Source organism: Rhizobium sp. NZLR1b (genome assembly GCF_019685155.1).
Taxonomy (GTDB): Bacteria; Pseudomonadota; Alphaproteobacteria; order Rhizobiales; family Rhizobiaceae; genus Rhizobium.
The window spans coordinates 269,678-283,264 of sequence record NZ_JABDWC010000002.1 but is presented as its reverse complement, the minus strand read 5'-3'; the positions used below and the strand labels follow the sequence as shown (position 1 = coordinate 283,264).

At 61.5% G+C, this 13,587-nt stretch carries 13 protein-coding genes and 1 pseudogene; 3 read left to right on the top strand and 11 right to left on the bottom strand.

Annotated features, from left to right (window positions below):
- Positions 1-66: 66 nt before the first annotated feature.
- The 4 genes from HJB84_RS03610 to HJB84_RS03595 form a co-directional block, all read right to left on the bottom strand.
- Complete coding sequence (locus tag HJB84_RS03610; protein WP_221115289.1) at positions 67-813, bottom strand: hypothetical protein; 747 nt, start codon at positions 811-813, stop codon at positions 67-69.
- Positions 814-831: 18 nt separating this feature from the next.
- Positions 832-1,089, bottom strand: coding sequence for a hypothetical protein (locus tag HJB84_RS03605; protein WP_003578293.1), 258 nt, complete (start codon positions 1,087-1,089; stop codon positions 832-834).
- A gap of 103 nt (positions 1,090-1,192) precedes the next feature.
- Entirely contained in the window at positions 1,193-1,636 is a 444-nt protein-coding gene (locus HJB84_RS03600; RefSeq protein ID WP_207583629.1) for a TIGR02301 family protein, read from the bottom strand.
- Positions 1,637-1,707: 71 nt separating this feature from the next.
- The gene (locus tag HJB84_RS03595) at positions 1,708-2,133 is read right to left on the bottom strand and encodes an NUDIX hydrolase (RefSeq protein ID WP_207583630.1); all 426 of its coding nucleotides are present in this window, start codon (positions 2,131-2,133) and stop codon (positions 1,708-1,710) included.
- Between the two features lie 129 nt (positions 2,134-2,262).
- On the opposite strand from HJB84_RS03595, the gene HJB84_RS03590 reads away from it, so the two are divergent.
- Complete coding sequence (locus HJB84_RS03590) at positions 2,263-2,583, top strand: YnfA family protein (protein WP_207583631.1); 321 nt, start codon at positions 2,263-2,265, stop codon at positions 2,581-2,583.
- A 41-nt stretch (positions 2,584-2,624) separates the two neighbouring features.
- Positions 2,625-3,389 carry an SOS response-associated peptidase gene (locus tag HJB84_RS03585; protein ID WP_207583632.1) on the top strand — a complete coding sequence of 255 codons (765 nt, stop codon included), beginning with the start codon at positions 2,625-2,627 and terminating at the stop codon, positions 3,387-3,389.
- Between the two features lie 287 nt (positions 3,390-3,676).
- Here the strand turns inward: HJB84_RS03585 and HJB84_RS03580 are convergent, their stop codons facing one another.
- The 5 genes and pseudogenes from HJB84_RS03580 to HJB84_RS03560 all read right to left on the bottom strand — a co-directional run bounded on the left by HJB84_RS03580 (position 3,677) and on the right by HJB84_RS03560 (position 10,011).
- On the bottom strand, positions 3,677-3,823 hold the full coding sequence (locus tag HJB84_RS03580; RefSeq protein ID WP_207583633.1) for a hypothetical protein: 147 nt from the start codon (positions 3,821-3,823) through the stop codon (positions 3,677-3,679).
- A gap of 279 nt (positions 3,824-4,102) precedes the next feature.
- Entirely contained in the window at positions 4,103-4,948 is an 846-nt protein-coding gene (gene pssA / locus HJB84_RS03575; RefSeq protein ID WP_003587548.1) for a CDP-diacylglycerol--serine O-phosphatidyltransferase, read from the bottom strand.
- Between the two features lie 121 nt (positions 4,949-5,069).
- Positions 5,070-5,783 (bottom strand): annotated as a pseudogene (locus HJB84_RS03570) (phosphatidylserine decarboxylase); the annotation flags it as partial.
- Positions 5,784-5,901: 118 nt separating this feature from the next.
- Positions 5,902-7,779: an ABC transporter ATP-binding protein/permease gene (locus HJB84_RS03565; RefSeq protein ID WP_207583635.1), complete on the bottom strand. Its 1,878-nt coding sequence runs from the start codon at positions 7,777-7,779 to the stop codon at positions 5,902-5,904.
- Between the two features lie 210 nt (positions 7,780-7,989).
- On the bottom strand, positions 7,990-10,011 hold the full coding sequence (locus HJB84_RS03560; protein WP_221115288.1) for a LysM peptidoglycan-binding domain-containing protein: 2,022 nt from the start codon (positions 10,009-10,011) through the stop codon (positions 7,990-7,992).
- A gap of 154 nt (positions 10,012-10,165) precedes the next feature.
- Here HJB84_RS03560 and HJB84_RS03555 point away from each other — a divergent pair, with 154 nt between their 5' ends.
- The gene (locus HJB84_RS03555; RefSeq protein WP_018241422.1) at positions 10,166-10,789 is read left to right on the top strand and encodes a TIGR00730 family Rossman fold protein; all 624 of its coding nucleotides are present in this window, start codon (positions 10,166-10,168) and stop codon (positions 10,787-10,789) included.
- An 18-nt stretch (positions 10,790-10,807) separates the two neighbouring features.
- On the opposite strand, the gene rarD is transcribed toward HJB84_RS03555, so the two are convergent.
- Together rarD and cimA are read right to left on the bottom strand one after the other, a co-directional pair.
- Positions 10,808-11,722, bottom strand: a complete 915-nt coding sequence (gene rarD / locus HJB84_RS03550) for an EamA family transporter RarD (RefSeq protein WP_207583637.1) — start codon at positions 11,720-11,722, stop codon at positions 10,808-10,810.
- A 173-nt stretch (positions 11,723-11,895) separates the two neighbouring features.
- Positions 11,896-13,512, bottom strand: coding sequence for a citramalate synthase (gene cimA, locus HJB84_RS03545; protein WP_221115287.1), 1,617 nt, complete (start codon positions 13,510-13,512; stop codon positions 11,896-11,898).
- Positions 13,513-13,587: the final 75 nt, after the last annotated feature.

The window sequence follows — 13,587 nt, the reverse complement described above, 5'->3', positions numbered from 1 at the left end:
TATGTCTTCATGAGGGGGATCGCAAGCGCCTCATGCGAAACGCGAGAGGAGCAAGCGAGGTGGGCGTCAGTCGCCCGCCGTGAAGAATTTCCATTTGCCCTGAGGCGTAATGCCGAGGCGGTAGAAATTATATCCGCCGAATTCCTGCATGTCGGAAAGATCGCCGGCGGTGACGATGCGCAGTAGCTCGACGCGCTCCGGCGGCGTCAGCGACTTCAAGTCCTTCTCGGCAAAATACGGCCACACATACATATCGTCTGCCGTACCCTGGCCGACATGCACGAAGCCGGTCGAGATGATGTCGAGCATGATGGCGAGGATCTCGTCTCCGTCAGGGTCGCCCGAAAGATCCTTTAGCGTGCCGATCGGATCGTCTGTGGGCTCACCCACCGTCACCTGCGTCTGCTCAGTGCCGGCGCCCATCAGCGGCCGCAGCCGTTCGAGATCGCCGGAGGCGGCCGCCTCGACGATTTGCTCGCGCATCTTGCGAACCGGCTCGGGTACCTTGCTGATGTCGTAAATCACTTCGGCGGGCTTGGCAGCATCCTGGGCGCCTGGCGTCTTGTCGACACCCTGATTATTCTGGCTGTTGACCAGCGGATCCGCCATGGGAACGCCGGGAGCGGCTCCGCTTTGCGGTTGGCTCTGTCCCTGAGCGGCCGGGGCGTCGTTGGTGGGCTGGCCTGGGACCTTGTGCAGTTCGGAAAGCGCGTACGCTGCCGGCGCGAGGAAAACATTGCCGGCGGCGAGGCTGAACGCAAGCAGCACCGGCGCGAGCGGAATTCGCGATACTTTCTCTTTACCGGTGCGCATCAAACTCTCTGATAATAATTATTGCAGGGTGCGGTTCGCGGAGAATTCGCCGGCAAGCATGCGCTCACGGAGCGAATCCAGCAGGGCCTCTGCGCTGCTTTCCCCGTGCAATCTGATGGTCTCCCGCAGTGCATGCGCAATGGCGGCATCAGCGATGATTTCAGGCTCGATTCCGTCCGCCATGCCGTCGGCCCAAGCCTCGTTCTGGTACTCCAGAGCCGCCTGCATCTTTTCGTGGACGATCATGTCGTCGATCTCGTTGAGGCTTGCTTCCATTGTCTTTTCCTCAGAACTTCTCATGTCTTACTGCACCGTTAACAACACTAACAGCCTTTTCCCAAAACGACACGTCCGCATGCGAAAACAGGTTAATTAAACGTCAATTTCCAAAACGCGAGGTAATTTCTGTGGCGAGTGTTGCACCTTCGTTACGGTAGCGCTCTTCTGCCACGATGGCCGCTGCGGTGCAATCCGTATAGACGGAGGCGAACGCGCGGTAGCCGCGATTGAAGGCTGCAGTCAGCCTTTCCTTGCGCAGCTGCTCGTTGCCGGTCTCCGAATCGAGCAGCTGCTGCATGCCGTTGCGCCACTCGTCGGCGTCTGCCGCCTTGCAGAGCGTTCTCAAATAATGCACCGAACCCAACACCTCGGCGAGCCGCGCCAGCTTGTCGTCATAAGGCACGATCACGGCGGGCGGCGGCGTAATCTCCTCCTGTGGAGGCGGCGAATTCTTGCCCTGCGCCATGGTCGGACCGGCCAGGACGAGCAGGGACAAGAAAATGCGTCGAACGGGAATCATGCTCTCAGTTGATACGTTGAGCATGACGGCAACAAGGCGGGCCTGAGAGTTTCCACTTCTATTCGCCGCCCGCCAGGACATGATGCCCAAAAGCGTCAGCGGTTTTCGGCATCCTGTTCTAGCCGCTCGGCGCATTCGAGCACGCTCTGCGGTACGGGCAATCGCCGGATTTCCTCCACCGTGTACCAGCCGACGGCGGCCGCATCGTCGGCGGCTTCCGCCACCACATCCCTATCCGCCTCGACCCGGAAGACCGAGAGCAGGAAATGGCTGTTGACGCTGCCATCGGCCGCATGGGTCTTCAGATCATAGGTCGAAAGCAGCCGCGGATTGCGTGCCGAAATGCCGGTCTCTTCACCGAATTCTCGCAAGGCCGTTTGCTCCGGGGTCTCGCCAGGTTCAGCGCGTCCGCCGGGAAAGGCATACATGTCGGCGGAAGGCGGATTGCGCCGCAGCACCAGCAGGAATCGTCCGTCGCGTTCAAGAATGGCGGATGAGGCGGCTTTGGCGGTGGAGGTCATCGGGGCTGCTCTTGGGGCTCTTGGCTCGGATCGCCCATCCTATCCGATGAACCGATATTTGCATGCCGCCGCTGCTTGGCTTCCCCAGTTTTCGCTGGGATAGTGGTGACGGATTCGAAAGGTGCTTTCGTGACCTACATCATTTACGCCTTCGCCGCCGTCTTCGAGATCGCCGGGTGTTTTGCCTTCTGGGCGTGGCTGAAACTCGAAAAGCCGATCTGGTGGCTGGCGCCGGGCATGGTCTCGCTGGCGCTTTTTGCCTGGCTTCTGACGCTGGTGCCGAGCGAGGCGGCCGGCCGCACCTTCGCGGCCTATGGCGGCATCTACATCGTCGCCTCGCTGCTCTGGCTTTGGCTGGTCGAAAGCCGCATGCCTGATCGTTACGACATCGGCGGGGCGTTGATCTGCCTTGCCGGGACGAGCATCATCCTCTTTGCGCCGAGAGGCTGAAGCGCCTTGACCGGACTCAGGCCCGGTGAAAAGACAAGCCGATGTGTGGACGTTTTGCCCTGACAATCACTAGCGCCGGCCTGCGCGACATTTTCTCCGGTCTGGATTTCGACGAATTTCCGGCGCGCTACAATATTGCGCCGACGCAGCCGATTCTCGTCGTCATTTCAGGCGAGGGCAGGGAGCAGGGCAGCAACTTGGCCGACCGGCGCGCCGTGCTCGTGCGCTGGGGCTTCACGCCGGGCTGGGTCAAGGATCCGAAGGAATTTCCGCTGCTGACCAATGCCCGCTCCGAGACCGCGATCGGCAAGGCTTCTTTCCGGGCGGCCATGCGCCATCGCCGCGTGCTCATCCCGGCCTCCGGCTTCTATGAATGGCATCGTGCATCAAAGGATAGCGGTGAGAAACCGCAGGCCTATTGGATCAGGCCGCGTCAAGGCGGGGTCGTCGCTTTTGCCGGCCTGATGGAGACATGGTCCTCGGCTGATGGTTCCGAGGTCGATACCGGCGCGATCCTGACGACATCAGCCAACTCAGGCATATCCTCGATCCACGATCGCATGCCGGTCGTCATCAAGCCCGAAGACTTTTCGCGCTGGCTGGATTGCAAGACGCAGGAACCGCGCGAGGTGGTCGACTTGATGCGGCCCGTTCAGGACGATTTCTTCGAGGCCGTCCCGGTCTCCGACAAGGTCAACAAGGTCACTAATATGGGGCCTGACCTGCAGCAGCCGGTCGTCATCGAAAAGCCGCTGAAGGCTCCCGAGAAGCGAAGGCCTGACGACGACCAGCTCAGTTTCTTCTGAAGCGGCATCCGCCATTTTTCACTTGGCGGTATAACCGCTTGGTTCGTCTTGTGCGTTGGAGGAGGTTTTGGTGCGGCTTGCTGCAACCGCTCCACGTCAGACCCGCCGCACGGCGGGTTGGAGGATGGCGTGGTCGGCATCGTCTGAGGCTTCCGGCGATAAATCTCAGCATCCGCTTCGTCAGCGGTACCTAACGCATGTCACCCAAAATCACTGCTGTTTTGGGATGACGACATGCGGAGAACCAGACTTGAAGCGCACCGAAGTCCGGTTGGAAGTGTAGCACCTCAAGCGGATTTCTTGACGGTGCCCGGCTTGTTCTTTGCCATCAGCGATGCTGCGACAACGGCCTTCAGGCCAACCGGGCGATAGTTGGCGCTGAGATCAGGCTTGGACGGCTGCTGTTCGCTGCTAATACTCTTTTTCGAGGTCACGATACTCTCCTTACGTGGTTCTTCCCTGGGCATTTTATGATTTGCTGTTTCGTCATAAATAGCGACAAAACAGAGACGCATCCCATCAGGATTTGTAAACGAGCACCATAATTCGCGAGGCTTAACTGAAGCCTACGTTGGTTAATACTTACTGAAGACAGCGGTTCCAACTAAAGTGCGCAGCGGTTTTCGCCGGAGAATCGCGCGTAGCGGTTATCCCGTGGGTGAGAACGTAGAGAGAAGATTTCCCAGGTCAGAAAAATCAGAAATGCGCGGAGATCAGATGTGCCGGCCGATATCGTCGTCGCCGACACCAGGTTCCTCGATCGTCAGCGTCCCATATTTCCGGCGCCATTTCCGTGCGCCGAAGGGAAGCGATATAAGGTAGGCAGCAACGGTAAAGACCATCACCTCCCAGGTGTAGCTCATCAGCAGAGCCACATAGAGCACGACGCCGAGCATCATCGGCAGCACGAGATCGCGCCGCAACCGGTTGCCTTCCGATTTGCCCGACCAGACCGGCAGCCGGCTGATCAGCAGGAAGGCGATAACGACCGTATAGATCGACGAAACATAGGCGAAGGTGCGGTCCGTCGCCAGGCCGAGGAAGCCGAGATAGACCGGCAGCAGCACTAGCATGGCGCCAGCCGGCGCCGGCACGCCGACGAAATATTCCGATTGCCAGCTCGCCTTGTTCTCACGTTCGGCCATGACGTTGAAGCGGGCAAGCCGAAGCCCGGCGGCGATCGCGTAGATCAGGGCGGCGATCCAGCCGAGCGAGCGCGCCTGGTCGAGCGCGAAGACATAGACGACGAGGGCGGGTGCGACGCCGAAATTGACGATATCGGCAAGCGAATCCATTTGCGCGCCGAACTTCGAGGTCGCCTTCATCAGCCGGGCCACGCGCCCGTCGATGCCGTCGAGGAAGGCGGCCACCAGTACCATGGAGACGGCGAGCTCGTAACGGTTCTCGAAAGCCAGCCGGATGCCGGTCAGCCCGGCGCAGATCGCCAGAATGGTGATGAGGTTCGGAAAGACGAGACGGAGCGGGATTTCGCGCAGGCGCGGGCCGCGGGCGGAATCATCCGGACCATTGGGCTCGAAAGGCGGAAAGGGCGTTTCCATATCGCGTTCCAATCTGAACCTGGAGCATGTCGCGCAAAACTGTGCAGCGGTTTGCGATAACGACAGGCGTAAAACAATGGGCTTAAGCGCCAAGAGCGAATCTGAAAGATCGCGACGCGCTTTAGCTGCGGCGGCTGATGACGGGACCCTTGGCGGAGGCAAATTCGGCGATAACAGTTTCCCCGGCAATCGCCACTTGGCCGAGCGAGACGCGTGGCGCGGCACCGGCCGGCAGGAACACGTCGAGCCGCGACCCGAAACGGATCAGCCCGAAGCGCTCGCCGGCATCTAACGGTTCGTTGGGGTTTGCCCAGCAGAGGATGCGCCGTGCCACGAGACCGGCGATCTGGACCACACCGATCTGGCCGTGCCGGGTTTCGATCACCAGCCCGTTGCGTTCATTGTCCTCGCTCGCCTTGTCGAGCTCGGCGTTGACAAAGCTGCCGGAGCGGTAGTTGATGCTGACGATGCGCCCGCGCATCGGCGCCCGGTTCACATGGCAATTGAAGACGTTCATGAACACCGAGATGCGCAGCATCGGCTCGGAGCCGAGATTGAGTTCCGCCGGCGGGGTCACCATCTGGATCGCCGAGACTTTGCCGTCGGCGGGAGAGATCACCAGATCGTCGTCCTGCGGGGTCACCCGTTCGGGATCGCGGAAGAAATAGGCGCACCAGAGCGTGAAGATCATGCCGATCCAGAAGAGCGGCTTGAAGATCCAGCCTAGGATCAGCGACGCGACGAAGAAGGCGGCAACGAAGGGATAACCCTCCTTGTGCACGGGGACGATCGTGTTGCGAACCGTGTTGAACAGGCTCATGCTGCCGGTCTCCTTGCGTTTGCGTTTCTCGCTGGTTAGCGAAAAACCGTCTCCGGGGCAATGCTATGGCCCGCGCCCTGGTTCCGACGCCGGGGTTCTGAACAACAAAAGCCTGTCGGTGCCCTATCCCGGCTCAGCTTGCCGGGGCAAGCCGCGCAATCACGCCGAGGTCGTCGCTTTCTCGCACCTGCTTCAGATGTTCCTCCGCCTGTGTCGCCTCGCGTTGGCGGTTCCACATCGAGGCGTAGAGACCGTTCATTTCGAGCAGGGCGGCATGCGTCCCGCGCTCGGCGATCTCCCCGCTTTTCAGCACGATGATTTCGTCGGCGCCGATGACGGTCGAAAGCCGGTGGGCGATCACCAGTGTCGTGCGGTTCTTCGACACCACGTCGAGCGCGGTCTGGATTTCCCGTTCCGTCGTCGTATCGAGCGCCGATGTCGCCTCGTCGAGGATCAGGATCGGCGGCGCCTTGAGGATGGTGCGGGCGATCGCCACCCGCTGCTTCTCGCCACCCGAAAGCTTGAGCCCGCGTTCGCCGACCTTGGTCTCGAATCCCTCGGGCAGCGTCTCGATGAAATGGGCGATCTGCGCTACCTCGGCTGCCGCAAAGACCTCGCCTTCGCTGGCCGATGTGCGGCCGTAGCGGATGTTATAGGCGACCGTGTCGTTGAAGAGCACGGTATCCTGCGGCACCATGCCGATCACTGAGCGCAGGCTCTTCTGCGTCACTGTGCGGATGTCCTGGCCGTCGACGGTGATTACGCCGCTCTGGATATCGTAGAAACGGTAGAGCAGCCGCGACAGCGTCGATTTGCCGGCGCCCGAAGGACCGACGACGGCAACTGTCTTGCCGGCTGGAACATCGAAAGAAATGCCCTTCAGGATCGGACGGGCCGGGTCGTAGGAAAAGTGCACGTCCTTGAAGGCGATCGCACCCTGGCCGATCCGAAGCTCGGTCGCATCGGACGTGTCTTTGACCTCGGCCTTGACCTCAAGCAAGTCGAACATCTGCTCGATGTCGGTCAAGCCCTGGCGGATTTCGCGGTAGACGAAGCCGATGAAATTGAGCGGCGCGGAAAGCTGCAGCAGCATCGAATTGACGAAGACGAAATCGCCGACCGTCTGCTCGCCGCGCTGGACGGCCAGCGCCGACAGCACCAGCATGATGGTCGTGCCGATGCCGAAGATGACGCCCTGGCCGAAGTTCAGCCAGCCGAGCGAGGTCCAGACATCGGTCGCCGCCTTCTCGTAGCGTTCCATCGATTTGTCGAAGCGTTTTGCCTCCATCTCTTCGTTGCCGAAATATTTGACGGTCTCGAAATTGAGGAGGGAGTCGATTGCCTTGGTGTTGGCGTCGGTATCGCTGTCGTTCATTGACCGGCGGATGGCGATGCGCCAGTCGGATGCTCGGATGGTGAACCAGATATAGGCCCAGACAGTGAAGCCGGTGACGGCGAGATAGGAGAAGCCGTAGCCCCACCAGAAGATCGCCGCCGTCAGCAGGAATTCAATGACTGTCGGGACCGAATTAAGGATCGTGAACCGCACGATCGTCTCGATGCCCTTGGTGCCGCGCTCGATGATGCGCGAGAGACCGCCGGTCTTGCGCTCCAGATGGAAGCGCAGCGACAACTCGTGCATGTGCACGAAGGTCCTGTAGGCGAGCTGACGCACCGCATGTTGCCCGACGCTGGCAAACAGCGCGTCGCGCAACTGGTTGAGGCCGAGCTGAATCAGCCGGGTGATGTTATAGGCGATCACCAGGGCGATGGCGCCGGCCAGCAGCGGCGGCACCGAGCCGGCCAGATCCATCCTGCCGTTCAGCGCATCGGTCGACCACTTGAAGAAATAGGGGACGAGCAGCAGGACGAACTTGGAAATCAGCAGGAAGACCGAGGCCCAGACCACGCGCATCTTGAGGTCCGGCCGGCCGGCCGGCCACATATAGGGCCAGAGGTTGAGAAGCGTCTGCAGCAGGTTGGATTCCGAGACTGTCTTACCGTTTGCCATGCTTGTCTCCAGCCCGGATGGGCTTGCGGCGATTGCCGCGCTTCGATGCCGGCAAGAGCACGGAACCGGGACGTGCCCGAAAGCACTCGCCGCAACCCGCAGCCGCCATCGCCAGATAGGGTGTCGGGCAGACGAATACAACAAATGCGGAGTTCAGGAAAAGACAGGCCGGGCGGTTCGCCCGCCCGGCTTCGTCATCTTGTCTGGCGTTTAGAGGTGTTGGCCGGAAAGGCGCTTGCGGTGCAGCTCTTCGGCATTCGGCAACACATCCTTCGGCAGACCGAAAATCTGACCGGGACGGATGCGGTCTGGATCGACGATCTTGTCTTCGTTGGCGATGTAGATCGTCGTGTAACGAACGCCGAGGCCATAGGTGCGGCGCGAGATCTGCCACAGCGTGTCGCCGCGGCGAATGATGACCGCCGCGTTGTTTGCCGTCAGCGGCGCCTGTTCGATCGTCTTCGGCTGATTGCCTACGACATCGTTTGCAGAGGTCACCGCCGGGGCGGGCGTGGCGGTAAGTTCAGCGATCATGCCACCCAGCCTGTCGAGTGCCGCGCCGACGGACTTCGCGTCCCCAGGCAGGCTCTGCAGCAGCGTCAGCGCATTGCCGGCGACCTGAGAGGCGGCGCCGGACGCTTGCTTGAAGGCATCGGATGCATCTGCCGACGCGCGGAAATCGGCGACCGAGCGCAGTGCGAATTCCGTTGCCGAGCGCGCTGCCGCAAGCTGTTCGGCGCCCGGCAGCTTGCCGTCGGCAAACAGCCCCTTCAGCAGGCCGAAGGCCTTGCCGGTCTCGGCCTTGCGCTTGCCGAGTTCGCCTTCGTCGAGCGGCACCATCGAGGAAGCGCCATTCGGGTCGGCAGGCGCGGATTGGGCGGCGACCCTCACCTGGTCGCCGGCAGGGCGATTGAAATTCACCGCCGCGCGAACGATCACCTTGCCGGAGGGATCGACAACATCAACGCGGATCTTGTGGTCGCCGACCGAAAGCGCCACCACACCGTCGATGACGAAATGGCCGTCCGAGCCGGCGGTGTCCTGGCCGACCAGGCTGTCGTCGGCATAACCGACGACCTTGGCGTTGGCGCGCGCCGTGCCGGCAATGAAGATCTTGTTGCCTTCGATCTCGACGGCATTGACCATCACATCGGGCGCATTCGTCTTGTCGGGTGCGGCGGTGCCGGGGATGGCCGGTGCCGTGGCTGCGGCGCCGGAGGCGGCGTCGGTGAGGTTTGGCGTCTGCAGCGCCAGCTCGCCGGTCGGCGCAGCTGTTGTGGCAGGCGCAGGCGAGCTTTCGCCCGTGGCCGGCTTGTTGGAGGCATCAGCAACTTCGGTTCCGGCCTTCGGCGCGGTGATGATGCGGCTCGCTGTGCCGGGTTTGGATACCATGGCGAGCAGATTGGCACCGTTGCCGTCTTTCGGCACGGAAATGGTCGCGACTTCTTCGGAAAGCGAGCTCTTGCCGTCCTTGCCGGTGAACTTGAGCACCAGCTGGTGGTCGCCCGCTGCAAGCGGCTCGTCGAGAACCGCGGCGAAATCGCCGCTTGCATCGACATTGGCTGTCGTTACGACCTTTTCGCCGTCAAGCACTTCGAGCTTGCCGTTCGGTTCGGCGGAGCCGGCAATCACCGTCGAGCCGTCGGGCTCAACGCGCAAGACGTCGAAGGCGGGAAGCTTCGGGCCGGCATTCGCCGCTGCCGTGCTCGCAGCAGGGTCGGACGCACCGGTCAGCGCAGCCTCGGCCTTGGCGATCGCGGCAAGCGCATCGGCGATGTTCTCCGGCAGCGCCTGGACGATAGCGAGCGCCTTCGCGCCGCCGTCCTTGGCTTTCGTGGCAAGCGTCTGGGTCGCCGGATCGAGGCCCTCGGGGATTGCGAAACCGGCAAGTGCGCCCAGCGCGTTGACGGCCTTGGTCTTGGTGGCGGCGAAGACATCGTCGGCAGGGCCCTTGCCGTCGGCAAACAGCGCCTTAAGTTCGCTGAGCGAGACGCTGGCGCCGGCCGAAAGGCGGCCCACCTTGTCGGCTGTCGCAGCCGCATCCGCCACAGCGGAGCGCGATGTCTTTGCCGACTCGTTAACCGTATCCTTGAGTTCCGTGCTCGCCTGGTTGATCGCGTCGCCGACCTTGCCTGCATCGCCGCCGATGCGCGGCATAACGAAAAACACCATCAGTAGGATTGCGATTACGAGCACTGCAAGGGCCAGCAAGCCGGCACGGTTCTTCATCATTATGTCTCCCAAGGCGGCAATTTGCCGTAGTAACCGAAATTGCTAGCGATTCCCGTTGCTTTTCACAAGCATTCAAAGCAATTCGGCAAGCTAGGCACGCTGCTTTCCAGTCAATTTTCTTGACTGCATTGAAATGGAATAGTTGTTTGCCTCTATGACCGAACAATCTGTATCGATTCGATCCATCTGCGTTTACTGCGGCTCAAGGCCGGGACGCGATCCCTCCCACATGGCGGCCGGGCGCGCTCTCGGACGAGAGATCGCCGAATACGGCCTGCGCCTCGTCTATGGCGGGGGTACCAAAGGCATCATGGGCGCGGTCGCAAGCGGCGTGCTTTCAGGCGGCGGTCAGGTCACGGGCATTATCCCCGAATTCCTGATCGATATGGAGGCGACTCGCCACTCGCTCGGTCAGCTCAACGAACTTATTGTAACCCCTGATATGCATGCGCGCAAACACACGATGTTCGAGCGTTCCGATGCTTTCGTCGCGCTGCCAGGCGGCATCGGCACGCTGGAGGAGATCGTCGAGATCATGACCTGGGCACAGCTCGGCCGCCACGAAAAGCCGATGGTTTTTGCCAACGTCAACGGTTTCTGGGATCCGATGATGGAACTGATGCGCCATATGACCGAAGAAGGCTTCCTGCACACCGCCCACCGGGTGCAGCCGCTCGTCGTCGACGAGATCTCCGGCATCATTCCGGCGATCATGGCCCAGGCAGCCCAACTCGCCGCCGATCGTAACGGCGAGGACGAGGTGATCTCGAAGATGTAGAAGTCCGTACGGGCGCCCTCAGCGCCCGCGGCTTCCCCTCAGCATCGACCAGCTGTAGAGGACCAGCCCTGCCCAGATCAGCGGGAAGGCAATCATGCGCGCCGTGCCGAGCGGCTCCTGGAAGACGAAGACCGCGATCAGGAAAATCATCGTCGGTGCGATATACTGCATGATGCCGATCGTCGAGAGTTTCAGCAGCTTGGCGCCGTTGGCATAGATCATCAGCGGCACAGCGGTAATGACGCCGCAGCCGAGCAGCAGCGTCGTATCTGCAAGGCCGGTGCGGTAGAGGTGGCCCTGGCCGCTGCCGAATTCGAGATAGAGGATATAGAGCAGGGCGGGTCCGCTGAGGATCAGCACTTCGAGGAAGAAGCCCTGGTTCGGCCCGAGCGGCAGCGTCTTGCGGAGCAAAGCATAAAACCCCCACGAGATCGCCAGCGTCAGCGCCACCCATGGAATGCCGCCGCTATCGAATGCGAGAATGGCGACGGCAAGCCCTGCCAGCGCGATCGCGGCGATCTGCAGCGGCTGCAGCTTCTCCTTGAGCAGCACCGAGCCGAGGAAGATGCTGAACAGCGGATTGATGAAATAACCGAGCGCCGCATCGAGCGAATGGCCGGCGCCGATCGCCCAGACATAAGTGCCCCAGTTGACGGTGATCAGCGACGCCGTCAGCGCTGCCATCGCCAGCATGCGCGGCGAGCGCAGCGCAGTCGCGATCTCCTGGGTGCGCCCGAGCACGATCAGAACGATGCCTGCCAGCGGCAGCGACCAGACGATGCGGTGGGCGATCACCTCGGCCGGCGAAATATGCGCCACCGCCTTCATGTAGATCGGCAGGAAGCCCCAGAGCAGATAGGCCGTCAGCGCGAAGGCGAAACCGCGCGGACTGTCTTCGTTCTTGGCCAAGGGAACGGATGCATCGGTCGACATCGGGGTGTTTCCATCTTTGTTCTTCTTCTGATCCGGCCTAGCTTAAGCGCCGTGAATAGGCCAATTCATTTCGTTGAATGAACCTTGAGAGAATTTGAAGCGGAAACGAGGCGACGGACGGATGATGGCGGCAAAGACCGGCAAGGCTTCCTCGCCGAACCGGCGGAAGAGACTTATTCCGCCGCGATCTTGCCTGCCAGCTGCCGGTTCTTCATCAACTTGTAGATGACGGAGTCCATCAGTGCTTGGAACGAGGCGTCGATGATGTTCTCCGAGACGCCGACCGTCCACCAGCGCACGCCGTCGCTGTCGGTGGACTCGATCAGAACGCGGGTGATCGCCTCCGTGCCGCCATTGAGGATACGCACCTTGAAATCGGCGAGCACCAGATCGTCGATCTCGTGCTGGTATTTGCCGAAATCCTTGCGTAGCGCGAGGTCGAGCGCGTTCACCGGGCCTTCGGCATCGGCAACCGACATCAGCGTCTGGCCGTCGATGGTGATCTTCACCACGGCCTCGGAGACGATCTTCACGCGGCCAAGACTGTCGAAGCGGCGCTCGATCATCACCCGGAAGCCTTCGATGGTGAAGAATTCCGGGATCGTGCCAAGCGTGCGGTGCGCCAGCAGCTCGAAGCTCGCATCTGCGCCCTCATAGGCATAGCCGATGGATTCACGTTCCTTGACGATCGAGATCAGCAAGTCGAGCTTTGGATCGTCCTTGGCGACGGTAATGCCGCGCCGCTTCAGCGCATTGATGAAGTTCGCCTTGCCGCCCTGGTCTGACACCATGACCTTGCGGAAGTTGCCGACGGTCTCCGGCGGCACGTGTTCATAGGTCCGCGGGTCCTTGATCAGCGCCGATGCATGGATGCCGGCCTTGGTGGCGAAGGCGGAAGCGCCGACATAGGGCATCTGATGATCAGGCGAGCGGTTGAGCAGCTCGTCGAAGGCATGCGAAAGGCGGGTGAGATTGAGCAGCCGCTCCTCGTCGATTGCCGTTTCGAAACGTGTGGTGTAGGCGCTCTTTAGCGCCAGCGTCGGGATCAGCGTCACCAGATTGGCATTGCCGCAACGCTCGCCGATGCCATTCAGCGTGCCCTGGATCTGCCGGACGCCGGCCTCGACCGCGGCCAATGAATTGGCGACCGCCTGGCCGGTGTCGTTATGGGCATGAATCCCAAGACAGTGGCCGGGAACGCCTGAGGCGATCACCGCCTCGACGATGGCGCGCACCTCCGGCGGCTGCGTGCCGCCATTTGTGTCGCAGAGCACCACCCAGCGGGCGCCGCTGTCATAGGCGGTCTTGGCGCAGGCGAGCGCATAGGCCGGATTGGCCTTGAAGCCGTCGAAGAAATGCTCGCAATCGACAATCGCCTCCTTGCCGCCGCCGACCGCCGCCTTGACGCTTTCGGCGATGCTTTCGAGGTTTTCCTCGTTAGTGCAGCCAAGCGCCACCGCAACATGATAATCCCAGCTCTTGGCGACGAAACAGATGGCGTCGGATTTCGCCTGCAGCAGCCCGGCAATGCCGGGATCATTGGAAACCGAAACGCCCGCCCGCTTCGTCATGCCGAAGGCAACGAAGGCGGCCCGGCTGGTGCGCTTCTCGCTGAAGAAGGCTGTATCCGTCGGATTGGCGCCGGGATAGCCGCCCTCGACGTAATCGATGCCGAATTCGTCCAGCATCGCGGCGATCGCAATCTTGTCCTCGACCGAGAAATCGATGCCGGGCGTCTGCTGCCCGTCCCGGAGCGTCGTGTCGAAGAGGTAGATTTTTTCCTTGGTCACCGCGATGTCTCCGGGGCATTGATTGTTTTTATCCGGAGCTTACCCCCCTTGCCCTGCCGGGCAGAGGGGTAGTCA